The following is a 12,527-nucleotide window of genomic DNA, read 5'->3' as shown; positions in this document are numbered from 1 at the left end:
CTTTTTTACGCGGCTAACAACGGACTGAATATCGTTAGCGGTGCCAGGCCTTATAACGCTACCGCGTCATATGGCGAAACATTATTTCGTAATGATTTTCCAGCTCAGATCGCTTTCCAGTTGCGTAACGTCCGCAATGTTTCTGAATGCGTTATCTCTCAGGACGGGGAAAACCGTCACCCTGAAGCTCATCTGTTGAACTATAGGAACCTGGTTGTTCTCTACGGCCACTACGGTTTCGTTATTTCTCAAATATAACGACTGTTCACCATCACTCTCAGGCGTTAAGTTAACCTGGTCGCCTGTTTTACCCACATTGTAATTTTTACCATCAACAATCATGTTGTCGATTTTGATCGCGACCCCGCCCTTTTCACCAAAGAGAAAACGACCTTTTTCGCCGGATGCCCCCTGGAGCAGCACGCCGATCTGGTGTTTTTCGGGGCAGTAAACATTCACATTGACTTCGCGCTCCGGCATTTTGTGCCAGTCCTGCTGCGTCGTGACAATGTTTTCACGCTGTAGTTGGTGGTAATCCACCACGGACTGCGAGAGGGTAATCTGACAGTCCTCGGCAAACGCCATCGCGGGTAAACAGAACGCCAGCAGCCCGGCGAGTGTCATTTTTCGCTGAAATCTCATCGGCATACTCCGTTCACTTCCTCATAGAATGCGTCTTCATCTCGCTTATCACTGAGGGTGAAATCGATCTGACACAGTTGTTTGTTGTTGTCGTCCATCGCATACAGCGCGTCAAGCTGATCGGCATCGTTGAGGAAGACGTGACCGTCATCTACGGTGGTCACGATGTAGTGACCTTTGCCGTCAACAATCGAAATACCTTTTGCCAATGGCGTGCCATCGGTACGCTTCACACGCAACATTACACGACGACTGTTGAGCACCTTAAAGGTCACTTCACTGACAGATGCATGCCCCGCGGCCACGTATTTGGTCCCGTTCGCGAGAGTCATACTTTGAGGCAGTTTGTTCGCATCAACTTCAAGACGAGAGTTACGCCATTCAGTCAGCCCCGGCACCACGGCTTGTCCCCAGCGATCCGTCCAGACGGTTCCCTGTGGGGTAGAAATCTCTATCCCGCTCTTAGGCTCGCTCACTTTGGCAATCGCAAAAGTGTCCTTGATGGTATACGGCGAGAAAGTCACGCCATCTTTATGCATCGCGATTCCACCAGACAGCGAGGCATTATAGTTGCGGTTGTTATTACCGCTGGTGCCGCCGCCCAGGCCAAGCTGGGTATAGTGCAGGTTCGTCGTGATATTTCCGTTAAAGCTGTTTTCGTGAGATTCATCATCGCGGTCAGCAGAGATGTAGTAATTGGTGTTATCACCAATGCCTCCGCTGTTCGCAACGCCATAGCTGGTGCTGTCACCCTGCTTACGCATATAGGTGCTCAGGCTTTGTGAACCGCCGAGAGGAATACTCACATTGATATAGAGCAGGTCATCATCCTGTTCATCATCACTATCATTGTTCCCTACCGAAGTCTGCCAGTTCACGTTCACCGAGGCGTATTTGAAGGTTTTACCCCATGTCAGCAACAGGTAGCGTGAGTCAGGCTCATCACCAGCGCTCTGGTTGTAGTTAAACCCGGCGCTGAAAGCGCCCGCCATTTCAGTCGAGAAGCTGATATTGCCTGAATAGACGTTATCGCTGGCTTCAAAATCATCGTCCATTGCTTCGGTCAATTCACGGTAGCCGCCGCTGTAATGCGTCGCGCTTGCAGAGAGTCCGAAGTTTTCGCCCAGCGCCAAATCACTCTGCAATTCCGTCTTCAGGCCGCTGTTGCTGTCGCCAAATTTCGATTTACTGGCTGCGGCACTCGTTGAAATCCCCCAGCGGTCGGTTAACCTAAACTCGGTTCTGCCGCCTACGGCTTGGTAGTCTTCCGCTGCCGCACCGGACGCCATGAAGTTCATCCATGGCAGGATCCGCCAGCCATCAGAAACGTTCACGACCATCGGATCATCATAATCACTTTCAATGTCGCGCACCTGACCTGCTGAGATTGTCAGACCTTGCGGACGCGACAGTTGCTGCGATCTCACCGACGCGGCAGGCACGATAAAGTGGCTGCTGGAGCCGTCCGTCTCGACCACGGTGACATCCAGGTCCACATTGCTCCGGACCATTGGCACATCGTCCAGCTTGAAGGGACCGGCTGGCACTAACGTACTGAAAATAACCTGCCCGCTTTGACGAATCTCAACGCGGGCTTGCGGGGTACGTGCGATGCCGGAAACACTTACGCCACTGCCCTGCTTTTGCAAGCCAGTCGTGGGCATCAACTGAACGCCCAAAATGGGGGCACCGCTCAGTACCTGCGATGAGGCGTTAATTTCACCGACCTGCATGGTCAGACGCTGAGGCACAAACACATGCTCGGCGTAGGTGTAGATGCTCTCTGCATTCCTTTTCCCCTGATCATCCGTCAGGATATAACGGCTGCGCAGCGACCAGTCCAGAGCATTAAAACCTGCCTCCAGACTCGCCTGCGAGTATCGATTGCTTTCGCTGCTACCGTATTCATTACGGGTGCTAAACAGAGAATAATTCAGGAGTCCAGCGGTTCCCCCGTGCTGGAAGTTTTTAACGTCCGCCGTCAGGCTGTTAATGGCTTCCTGAGGTAAAAACAGTTCCACCGCTTCCTGGTTAGGCAGTGAGTTAACAACGGCCTGCGCATAATCGCTGCGAATATCGTGGCACGTTTCACTGGCTTTTAATGGAACAGGCATGATGCCTGCAAATTCAAGAAAATCATTATCAATACACAGTACACCCTCTTCATTGAAGCGTACTGCCGCGGTGCCACGATCTTTGCCATTCACTTTAATCTGTACGGAGTGCGTACCCGGGAGGAAGCGCGGGGCTTCTGCAAAGTAATGGTTGAGATCCATGCTTAAACCACGGGATTTAATGATCCCCGTGTCAAACGTCACTTCCCTCGCCTGGAGGGAAGTTGAATTCAGTAATACCAGAGGCAGCGTGCCGCAAAGGATGGCGCGGACACAAAGTGCAAGGCGGCTTTTTTTACACACCGTCATATCCCTATTTTATTTATTCAAGTCCGAAATAAAGCTTGGTACTTCAACCCCATAGCGGCTTGCTGGGAAAAACTTCACCTTGTTATCACTCACCGGCGTTTTATCTAAAGTCGTGGTGAGCGTTTCACCCGGCAGGATGTAGGTTTTAGACAGCGAGCCAGCCGCACCCGAGGGCTGAGTTACCACTTTTTGCGCCAGACGAACGACGTATTTGCTCGGGTTGTTGACCTTCAGTGATTTGCCGTTGGCACTCCACTTCAGCTCTTTCCAGGCATCCGTCACAACCGCGAGTGATTTTGGACGGATAAGCACAGGAATATCCTGGCGGATGTTAATACCAATTTTTATTTTTTTATCATCGCTTTTTGGCGGAATGCCTTCAAAAGTGACACGTTTATAATGCTCGACGCTCAGAGGCTCTTTTGTCTGCAATATAAAACGAAGCTGCTGGGTTTGCCCCGGCTCCAGACGAACAACAGGCTGCGTAGCAATCAGCTTCAACCCTTTATCGTCAGGAAGGTCCACGACATTGGTATACAGCAGTGACGGAAAGCTATCCGTATTTTTGACGTTAATGATTCCACTGTGCGTTGCTTCGTCAATAACGAGCAGACTGGTTTCGGGAACCATCCCGGCGGCATGCCCAGAAAATTGCACTGAGAATAATGCAGCAGTAATTAATGTGTTTAATAATACACTTTTAAAGCATGACATATGAATAAATCCTTAGAAGCGACAACAATACAATCCATGTCTATCGTGCTGTTAAAAAGAGAATAAACGCATGATTTATTTACTCTCTGGGTTTATTTAACCCACGTTATTTAACTGTACCGCAATCCACTACGCCACCGCGGCCTGGTAGGCCTACTGACATTTCAGTGCTGGGGTATCTGGAGTTCATGTAGAAACAACGCAAGGAGACTAAGCCGAGGCGAGTAAAACCTTTTTCACCTGTTATTCCTTAACATATGCGAATATTATGCTGGTACAGATGCGTCAATAATCGATGACAGCCTCCAGCATTGGTTATCATAATATTATTTTTATAAATACATGCAATTTAGCATTATTAATTAATAAATTAAGAACCACTCATAAGATATGGCATAACTATAAAATCAGAAGTTTCAATGAAAAAAATGGATTATATTATTCACAAAAGTTATGAATTTGCGCTTCAAATTTTCATTTTAATGTGTTCGAAATAAAAAAACATATGCATTATCAATTACAAAATAAAAACCCGGGCAAAATTTTCCCAAAAAAAAACCAGCCAGGTAATGTTAACTGGCTGGTTTATAACGAAGCTGAATCTATTTAACGACGCGTAGCGCCGGGCGCCCCCCACGCGGTGGTGGGTCGTCATCCGGATCGTTATCGTCGGCATGGTCCGGCTTATCACCATCAATAATGGACATGACCGTTTCACTTTCTGAATCGGGTGCTGACTCATCATCGTTCAGGCTGGCAACATCTTCATCATAAGCCGCTTCCGGCTCGAACATGGTGCCGGCACCGTTTTCACGGGCGTAGATGGCCAGTACCGCTGCCAGCGGAACGGAAACCTGACGCGGCACACCGCCAAAACGCGCGTTGAAGCGCACTTCGTCGTTTGCCAGTTCCAGGTTGCCCACCGCACGCGGCGCAATGTTCAGTACGATCTGTCCATCACGTGCGTATTCCATCGGCACCAGCACGCCCGGCAACGTCACATCCACAACCAGGTGCGGCGTGAGCTGGTTATCCAGCAGCCATTCATAGAAGGCGCGCAGCAGATACGGACGGCGTGGTGAAAGTTGTGACATTTCCACAGTCATTAGCCTCGGCCGAGACGCATTTCACGTTCCGGTTCAGTTAAGGATGCCAGGAAAGAGTCGCGTTCAAAGACGCGAGTCATGTAGCCTTTCAGCTCTTTCGCGCCAGGGCCGCTGAACTCTACGCCCAGGGTTGGCAGACGCCACAGCAACGGAGCCAGATAGCAATCCACCAGGCTGAATTCGTCGCTCAGGAAGAAAGGTTTTTGACCAAATACCGGCGCAATCGCCAGCAGCTCTTCACGCAGCTGTTTACGTGCAGCATCCGCTTCTGAAGAGGAACCGGTGACGATAACGTTCATCAGCGAGTACCAGTCTTTCTCGATACGCTGCATGTACAGGCGGCTTTCACCACGCGCAACAGGATAAACAGGCATCAGTGGCGGATGCGGGAAACGCTCATCCAGGTATTCCATAATGATACGGGATTCCCACAGGGTCAGCTCGCGATCCACCAGCGTCGGTACGCTTTGGCTCGGGTTGAGATCGATCAGATCCTGAGGCGGGTTATCCTTTTCCACATGCTCGATCTCAAAACTGACACCTTTCTCGGCCAGCACGATACGAACCTGATGGCTATAAATGTCAGTAGGACCAGAAAACAGCGTCATTACCGAACGTTTGTTGGCAGCGACAGCCATGAAAACCTCCAGGTATATTCAGAATTTTTACTGCTACCAGCCCAACGGGGCCAGCCAGATGATGTATCGCCCATCCCAGAGAAGACACATTGTTCAAGAATCGAACAAAAATCGAGTATTCACCGATATTTGGGCAGAAAATTGGATGATAGTTTACCAGATTTTGATGGCTTTGTGGTGAGGGGATTCCGGAAATGTGGAAAAAGAGAAGATATATGAAATGTTACTGTGGATAACCTGCGCATTATCCATAAAAAAACCCGCCGAAGCGGGTTTTTCGCCAATCGTTCTGCGTAAGCAGAATGGATTAACGTTTGGAGAACTGTGGACGACGACGTGCTTTACGCAGACCCACTTTCTTACGTTCAACCTGACGAGCGTCACGAGTAACGAAGCCAGCTTTACGCAGTTCAGAACGCAGGGATTCGTCGTACTCCATCAGAGCGCGGGTGATACCGTGACGGATCGCACCTGCCTGACCGGAGATACCACCACCTTTAACGGTGATGTACAGATCCAGTTTTTCTACCATATCAACCAGTTCCAGCGGCTGGCGAACTACCATGCGGGCAGTTTCGCGACCGAAGTATTGTTCCAGAGAACGCTGGTTGATTACGATTTTACCACTGCCCGGTTTGATGAAAACGCGAGCTGCGGAACTTTTGCGGCGACCAGTGCCGTAGTATTGATTTTCAGCCATTGCCTATAATCCCGATTAGATGTCAAGAACTTGCGGTTGCTGTGCCGCGTGGTTGTGCTCGTTGCCTGCGTAAACTTTCAGTTTACGGAACATAGCACGACCCAGCGGGCCTTTTGGCAGCATGCCTTTAACCGCGATTTCAATCACACGCTCAGGACGGCGGGCAATCATCTCTTCAAAGGTCGCTTCTTTGATACCACCGATGTGGCCGGTGTGGTGGTAGTACATTTTGTCAGTACGCTTGTTGCCGGTAACAGCAACTTTGTCAGCGTTCAGAACGATGATGTAATCACCGGTATCAACGTGCGGAGTGTATTCCGCTTTATGCTTACCGCGCAGGCGACGAGCCAGTTCAGTAGCCAGACGGCCCAGAGTTTTACCGGTCGCGTCAACAACATACCAGTCGCGCTGTACGGTTTCTGGTTTAGCTGTAAAAGTTTTCATTAAAAGCTTACCCAAATAATAAGTTACACGTTGGTGAACACCCAAACGTTTAGTCAGTTGAGGTTCACACGACAAAGTCCGGCAAACCTACCCCTTCGAATAGCACATGCCGACACATAGAAAGTTTCGGGAAAAAAACCTTCTCGTAACGTGGGGTCGCAAGATTATAGAGAAGTTGAGGTCAAAGATCGACCCTTAAATGTGATTTGGAATGGGTTTTTCGGGGCTACGGAAAATGCCGGGTGGCGGCTGCGCCTTACCCGGCCTACAAGGCTCCCTTCTCAGGGAGAGGGGAGTATTTATGGCATATGCTCACGCTTGAGGTACTCCTCGCTCTGCATCTCTTGCAGACGCGACAGGCAGCGCTGGAACTCAAACTTCAGGCGCTCGCCCTGATAGATCTCATATAAAGGCACCTCGGCGCTGACCACCAGTTTAACGTGACGCTCGTAAAACTCATCTACCAGCGCGATGAAGCGGCGTGCTTCGCTCTCCATGAGCGGGGTCATGACGGGTACATCCCACAACATCACGGTATGGAACAGACGCGAAAGGGCAATGTAGTCATGCTGGCTGCGGGCATCCACGCACAGCGTGGCAAACGAGACGGCCAGCGTCTGGTTCTCTACGCCAAGCGTCGGCAATGGACGATGATTAATCTCCAGCGCTGGCGCGTTACCCCGCGGCGCCCCCGCCAGGGCCAGCCACAGTTTATCCATCTCGCGGGCGGTGTCGGCATTCAAAGGCGAAAGCCACAGGTGCGCCTGCGTCAGCGTACGCAGACGATAATCGACACCGGCATCGACGTTCATGATGTCGCAGTGCTGTTTAATAGCGTCAATGGCTGGCAGGAAACGCGCCCGCTGGAGACCATTGCGATAAAGCTCATCCGGCGGAATATTTGAGGTCGCTACCAGGGTGATCCCACGCGCAAACAGCGCTTTCATGAGTCCCCCCAGCAGCATGGCGTCCGTAATATCGGAAACAAAGAATTCGTCGAAGCAGAGCACGTCGGTTTCCGCCTTAAAGCGGTCCGCCACGATTTCCAGCGGGTCGGTTTTCCCCTGGAGCGCCGTCAGCTCTTCATGAACCCGCAGCATAAAACGGTGAAAGTGCAGACGCTGCTTACGCGTGCCGGGCAGGCTCTGGTAGAACATATCCATCAGCCAGGTTTTACCCCGTCCCACGCCGCCCCACATATATAAGCCACGAACCGGTGCGTTTATCGTGGGCTCTTTTTTGCCCAGTAAACGGCCGAATGCCGCCTTCAGCCCACTGCTCTGCACCGCATCGGCGGGTTTCGCCAGGAGTTCCTGATAAATCGTGTCCAGGCGGTTAACCGCTTCACGCTGGACATCATCCGGCTGGTGTGTGCCCTCACTCAGGGCCAGTTGGTAACGCGATGAAGGGGACAGGTTTTGCATGATGTTGTTGTTATTCCTTTAGTTAAACCTCACCAGCGCGCGTGGCTGATGAAAAAAAGGCCGTTCTACACTACGCGATGATACGTCAGGATTCCACTTCTGCGGAAATAGCGGTTATAGTGGCATAATCAGGCACAGGCAGGAGCCGAGCCAACACCCTACGGAACAACAAGACAACGGGAGAAGTTCATGACCTGGGAATATGCGCTAATCGGTTTAGTCGTCGGCATCATCATTGGTGCTGTGGCCATGCGTTTCGGTAACCGCAAATTGCGTCAGCAGCAGTCACTGCAATACGAACTGGAAAAGAACAAAGCCGAACTGGAAGAATATCGCGAAGAGCTGGTCAGCCACTTTGCCCGTAGCGCTGAGCTGCTGGACAACATGGCGACAGATTATCGCCAGCTCTACCAGCACATGGCGAAAAGCTCCAGCAGCCTGCTGCCGGAAATGACCGCGGAGACCAACCCCTTCCGCAATCGTCTGGCGGACTCTGAAGCCGGTAACGATCAGGCACCGGTTCAGATGCCACGCGACTATTCAGACGGCGCGTCCGGCCTGCTGCGCGGTGGCGTAAAACGCGATTAATCGCACAACCTGAATAAATTTTACGGGCGCACCTTAAGCGCCCGTCCTTTCTTCCCGTCCCCAGCTATTATTTAGTCAAACACCTCATTGTTCAGCGGTTGAAAATTCAATAACATCAAGATGTTTTTGGGGCCGTTCTTTTTCATTCCAGGATACGAGAGTCAGCATCGATGAAGAAAAAAAACCAGCTGTTGAGCGCCTTAGCGTTAAGTGTCGGGTTATCTCTCTCGGCCTCCTTCCCTGCCAGTGCGGCACTGCCTTCGCAGGTGCCAGGACAAGAAGCCATTCCCAGCCTCGCGCCAATGCTTGAGAAAGTCCTGCCTGCGGTGGTCAGCGTTCAGGTGGAAGGGACGGCCCGCCAAAGCCAGCGCATTCCCGAAGAGCTGAAGAAATATTTTGGCGAGGACGCGCCGGATCAGCAGGCCCAGCCGTTTGAAGGTCTGGGTTCAGGGGTGATTATCGACGCGGCCAAAGGCTATATCCTGACCAATAACCACGTGATCAGCCAGGCTGATAAAATCAGCGTTCAGCTAAACGATGGCCGGGAGTTTGACGCCAAACTGATCGGCGGTGACGATCAGAGTGATATCGCCCTGTTACAGGTGCAAAACCCCAGCAACCTGACCCAGATCGCCATTGCAGATTCCGATAAACTGCGCGTCGGTGATTTTGCCGTCGCGGTCGGTAACCCGTTCGGTTTAGGCCAGACCGCCACCTCCGGGATTGTCTCCGCCCTGGGGCGCAGCGGCCTGAATCTCGAAGGGCTGGAAAACTTCATCCAGACCGATGCCTCCATCAACCGGGGCAACTCCGGCGGTGCGCTGCTTAACCTGAACGGTGAGCTGATCGGCATCAACACCGCTATCCTCGCGCCAGGCGGCGGCAGCATCGGGATTGGCTTTGCCATTCCGAGTAACATGGCGAAAACCCTGTCTCAACAGTTAATTCAGTTTGGCGAGGTTAAGCGCGGGCTGCTGGGCATCAAAGGCATGGAAATGAGCGCCGATATCGCCAAAGCCTTTAAGCTCAACGTGCAGCGCGGGGCGTTTGTCAGCGAAGTGCTGCCCAACTCCGGCTCTGCGAAAGCGGGCGTGAAATCCGGCGACGTTATTGTCAGCCTGAACGATAAACCGCTGAGCAGCTTCGCTGAATTGCGTTCACGTATTGCCACCACGGAGCCAGGCGCTAAAGTGAAGCTGGGCCTGATCCGCGAGGGCAAACCGCTGACCGTGGAAGTGACGCTGGACAAGAGCACCTCCTCTTCCGCCAGTGCCGAACAGATCTCCCCGGCGCTACAGGGCGCTACGCTGAGCGACGGCCAGCTTAAAAACGGCACGAAAGGCATCTCTGTCACCACCGTTGAAAAGAGTAGCCCGGCCGCGCAGGCAGGTTTACATCAGGACGATGTGATCGTGGGCGTGAACCGCACTCGCGTGCAGTCTATTGCCGAAATGCGTAAGGTGCTGGAGAGTAAACCGGCGGTCATTGCCCTGCAAATTATCCGTGGCAACGACACCCTCTACATTTTACTGCGTTAACCATTTGCGACTCCGGGCATCGCCGCTGCGTGTGATGTCCGGATAACTCATGTTATGCTGCAAACCGTTCCTTTTTTAACGACACACGCATCATGCTTTTAAAGCTCTTTCGTTCAATTGTCATTGGTTTGATCGTTGCCGGCCTGCTTCTGGTGGCTATGCCATCTTTACGCCAGTTCAACAAACTGTCGGCTCCCCAGTTCGACAGCACGGATGAAACGCCTGCGACGTACAATCAGGCGGTACGCCGTGCCGCCCCCGCCGTGGTTAACGTCTATAACCGCGGGCTTAACAGTTCCGCTCATAACCAGCTGGAGATCCGCACGCTCGGTTCCGGTGTGATCATGGATGACCGGGGTTACATCATCACCAATAAACACGTCATTAACGATGCCGATCAGATTATCGTCGCCTTGCAGGATGGCCGCGTGTTTGAAGCCCTGCTGGTGGGGTCGGACAGCCTGACCGATCTGGCGGTGCTGAAGATCAACGCCACGGGCGGTCTGCCGACTATCCCGATTAATCGCAAACGAACGCCGCACATCGGCGATGTGGTGCTGGCGATCGGTAACCCGTACAACCTGGGTCAGACCATCACTCAGGGGATCATCAGCGCGACCGGTCGAATCGGCCTGAACCCGTCAGGGCGGCAGAACTTCCTGCAAACCGATGCCTCGATCAACCACGGTAACTCCGGCGGCGCACTGGTCAACTCTCTGGGCGAACTGATGGGCATTAACACCCTCTCCTTCGACAAGAGCAACGACGGCGAAACGCCGGAAGGGATTGGCTTTGCCATTCCGTTCCAGCTGGCGACCAAGATTATGGATAAGCTGATCCGCGATGGCCGCGTGATCCGTGGCTACATTGGTATCGGTGGGCGTGAAATCGCGCCGATGCATACGCAGGGCGGTGGTATCGATCAGATCCAGGGGATTGTGGTCAACGAAGTGGCTCCTGGCGGCCCGGCGGCTAATGCGGGTATCCAGGTGAACGACGTTATCCTTTCCGTCAACGGCACGCCAGCGGTCTCTGCGCTGGAAACCATGGATCAGGTGGCTGAGATTCGCCCTGGCTCCATCATCCCTGTTGAAGTCATGCGTAATGACAAGAAGCTGACGATTCAGGTCACGATTCAGGAATACCCGGCCACTAACTGACGGGCATAAAAAAACGGAGCTTAGCGCTCCGTTTTTTTTACCGGGACAAGATCACTTGTTAACGAACTCTTCGCCCAGCGTAATATCTTTCTTCAGCGTATCCAGCATGCCTTCCATCGCGTTTTGCTCAAACGCGCTCAGCGTACCGATAGACTTACGCTCTTCAACACCGTTTTTACCCAGCAGCAGCGGCTGAGAGAAGAAGCGCGCGTGTTCACCGTCGCCTTCAACATAGGCGCATTCAACAACGTCTTTTTCACCCTGCAACGCGCGAACCAGAGACAGGCCGAAACGTGCCGCCGCCTGGCCCATAGACAGGGTTGCAGAACCGCCACCCGCCTTCGCTTCCACCACTTCGGTGCCTGCGTTCTGAATACGTTTGGTCAGGTCAGCCACTTCCTGCTCGGTGAAGCTCACGCCCGGGATCTGCGACAGCAGAGGCAGGATGGTCACGCCAGAGTGACCGCCGATAACCGGCACTTCCACTTCCGTTGGCTGCTTGCCTTTCAGCTCAGCCACGAAGGTATTGGAACGGATAATATCCAGCGTCGTCACGCCGAACAGTTTGTTCTTGTCGTAAACGCCTGCTTTCTTCAGCACTTCTGCTGCGATGGCCACGGTGGTATTCACCGGGTTGGTGATGATACCGATGCACGCTTTCGGGCAGGTTTCAGCGATCTGCTGAACCAGGTTTTTCACGATGCCCGCGTTGACGTTAAACAGGTCTGAACGATCCATACCCGGTTTACGCGCAACACCCGCAGAGATCAGCACCACGTCGGCACCCTGCAATGCAGGACGCGCATCTTCACCGGAGAAGCCTTTGATTTTCACAGCTGTCGGGATGTGGCTCAGGTCAACCGCCACACCTGGGGTAACCGGGGCAATATCGTACAGGGAGAGTTCTGAGCCTGAAGGCAGTTGGGTTTTCAGTAGTAGGGCAAGCGCCTGGCCGATACCACCAGCAGCGCCGAGGACTGCGACTTTCATCCTAAACTCCTTATTATGGTTAACTTAAGTATCTGTAATTCCGTTGCGGCGACCATAATTCAGCACGTCATTAATTACAATTTTCATCGCTAAAGAATTTGAGGTCGCACGTCTTTCGCCTTCACCTGAATGCTATCGGGCTATGGGCAAACAACGAATT

The 12,527-nt window shown here is 52.5% G+C and carries 12 protein-coding genes; 3 read left to right on the top strand and 9 right to left on the bottom strand.

Annotated elements, in window-relative coordinates; genetic code table 11:
* Positions 1-81: 81 nt before the first annotated feature.
* From BH712_RS20240 to zapE, 8 genes are all read right to left on the bottom strand, one after another.
* Positions 82-642 (bottom strand): DUF1120 domain-containing protein, encoded by a 561-nt coding sequence (locus BH712_RS20240; protein WP_032674075.1) that lies wholly within the window; start codon positions 640-642, stop codon positions 82-84.
* Positions 639-3,065: a fimbrial biogenesis outer membrane usher protein gene (locus tag BH712_RS20235; RefSeq protein ID WP_006812151.1), complete on the bottom strand. Its 2,427-nt coding sequence runs from the start codon at positions 3,063-3,065 to the stop codon at positions 639-641. The genes BH712_RS20240 and BH712_RS20235 overlap by 4 nt, the downstream gene beginning before the upstream one ends.
* Before the next feature lie 9 nt (positions 3,066-3,074).
* On the bottom strand, positions 3,075-3,779 hold the full coding sequence (locus BH712_RS20230) for a fimbria/pilus chaperone family protein (protein ID WP_006812152.1): 705 nt from the start codon (positions 3,777-3,779) through the stop codon (positions 3,075-3,077).
* A gap of 602 nt (positions 3,780-4,381) precedes the next feature.
* Complete coding sequence (gene sspB / locus BH712_RS20225) at positions 4,382-4,879, bottom strand: ClpXP protease specificity-enhancing factor (protein WP_032674148.1); 498 nt, start codon at positions 4,877-4,879, stop codon at positions 4,382-4,384.
* A 5-nt stretch (positions 4,880-4,884) separates the two neighbouring features.
* Positions 4,885-5,523, bottom strand: coding sequence for a stringent starvation protein SspA (gene sspA / locus BH712_RS20220; RefSeq protein ID WP_006812155.1), 639 nt, complete (start codon positions 5,521-5,523; stop codon positions 4,885-4,887).
* Positions 5,524-5,830: 307 nt separating this feature from the next.
* Positions 5,831-6,223 carry a 30S ribosomal protein S9 gene (gene rpsI / locus BH712_RS20205; RefSeq protein ID WP_003860436.1) on the bottom strand — a complete coding sequence of 131 codons (393 nt, stop codon included), beginning with the start codon at positions 6,221-6,223 and terminating at the stop codon, positions 5,831-5,833.
* Positions 6,224-6,238: 15 nt separating this feature from the next.
* The gene (rplM, locus tag BH712_RS20200) at positions 6,239-6,667 is read right to left on the bottom strand and encodes a 50S ribosomal protein L13 (RefSeq protein WP_003860434.1); all 429 of its coding nucleotides are present in this window, start codon (positions 6,665-6,667) and stop codon (positions 6,239-6,241) included.
* Between the two features lie 299 nt (positions 6,668-6,966).
* A complete protein-coding gene (zapE, locus tag BH712_RS20195) occupies positions 6,967-8,091 on the bottom strand; it encodes a cell division protein ZapE (protein ID WP_006812157.1) in 1,125 nt (374 codons plus the stop codon).
* A 189-nt stretch (positions 8,092-8,280) separates the two neighbouring features.
* Here zapE and zapG point away from each other — a divergent pair, with 189 nt between their 5' ends.
* The 3 genes from zapG to degS all read left to right on the top strand — a co-directional run bounded on the left by zapG (position 8,281) and on the right by degS (position 11,377).
* Entirely contained in the window at positions 8,281-8,679 is a 399-nt protein-coding gene (zapG, locus tag BH712_RS20190) for a Z-ring associated protein ZapG (protein WP_003860432.1), read from the top strand.
* A gap of 170 nt (positions 8,680-8,849) precedes the next feature.
* Entirely contained in the window at positions 8,850-10,217 is a 1,368-nt protein-coding gene (gene degQ, locus BH712_RS20185) for a serine endoprotease DegQ (RefSeq protein ID WP_006812158.1), read from the top strand.
* Between the two features lie 92 nt (positions 10,218-10,309).
* On the top strand, positions 10,310-11,377 hold the full coding sequence (degS, locus tag BH712_RS20180) for an outer membrane-stress sensor serine endopeptidase DegS (protein WP_003860430.1): 1,068 nt from the start codon (positions 10,310-10,312) through the stop codon (positions 11,375-11,377).
* Between the two features lie 51 nt (positions 11,378-11,428).
* On the opposite strand, the gene mdh is transcribed toward degS, so the two are convergent.
* Positions 11,429-12,367: a malate dehydrogenase gene (mdh, locus tag BH712_RS20175; protein ID WP_006812159.1), complete on the bottom strand. Its 939-nt coding sequence runs from the start codon at positions 12,365-12,367 to the stop codon at positions 11,429-11,431.
* Positions 12,368-12,527: the final 160 nt, after the last annotated feature.

The sequence above is a fragment of the Enterobacter hormaechei ATCC 49162 genome, assembly GCF_001875655.1.
Classification (GTDB): Bacteria; Pseudomonadota; Gammaproteobacteria; order Enterobacterales; family Enterobacteriaceae; genus Enterobacter; species Enterobacter hormaechei.
Note: the sequence above shows the minus strand (reverse complement) of the source record. Positions and strands in the feature narration are given on the sequence as shown.

Excerpts from the sequence above, each read along its gene's own strand:
- BH712_RS20240 (WP_032674075.1), bottom strand. The coding sequence starts at position 642 with ATGAGATTTCAGCGAAAAATGACACTCGCCGGGCTGCTGGCGTTCTGT.
- BH712_RS20235 (WP_006812151.1), bottom strand. The coding sequence starts at position 3,065 with ATGACGGTGTGTAAAAAAAGCCGCCTTGCACTTTGTGTCCGCGCCATC.
- BH712_RS20230 (WP_006812152.1), bottom strand. The coding sequence starts at position 3,779 with ATGTCATGCTTTAAAAGTGTATTATTAAACACATTAATTACTGCTGCA.
- sspA (WP_006812155.1), bottom strand. The coding sequence starts at position 5,523 with ATGGCTGTCGCTGCCAACAAACGTTCGGTAATGACGCTGTTTTCTGGT.
- rpsI (WP_003860436.1), bottom strand. The coding sequence starts at position 6,223 with ATGGCTGAAAATCAATACTACGGCACTGGTCGCCGCAAAAGTTCCGCA.
- rplM (WP_003860434.1), bottom strand. The coding sequence starts at position 6,667 with ATGAAAACTTTTACAGCTAAACCAGAAACCGTACAGCGCGACTGGTAT.
- zapE (WP_006812157.1), bottom strand. The coding sequence starts at position 8,091 with ATGCAAAACCTGTCCCCTTCATCGCGTTACCAACTGGCCCTGAGTGAG.
- zapG (WP_003860432.1), top strand. The coding sequence starts at position 8,281 with ATGACCTGGGAATATGCGCTAATCGGTTTAGTCGTCGGCATCATCATT.
- degQ (WP_006812158.1), top strand. The coding sequence starts at position 8,850 with ATGAAGAAAAAAAACCAGCTGTTGAGCGCCTTAGCGTTAAGTGTCGGG.
- degS (WP_003860430.1), top strand. The coding sequence starts at position 10,310 with ATGCTTTTAAAGCTCTTTCGTTCAATTGTCATTGGTTTGATCGTTGCC.
- mdh (WP_006812159.1), bottom strand. The coding sequence starts at position 12,367 with ATGAAAGTCGCAGTCCTCGGCGCTGCTGGTGGTATCGGCCAGGCGCTT.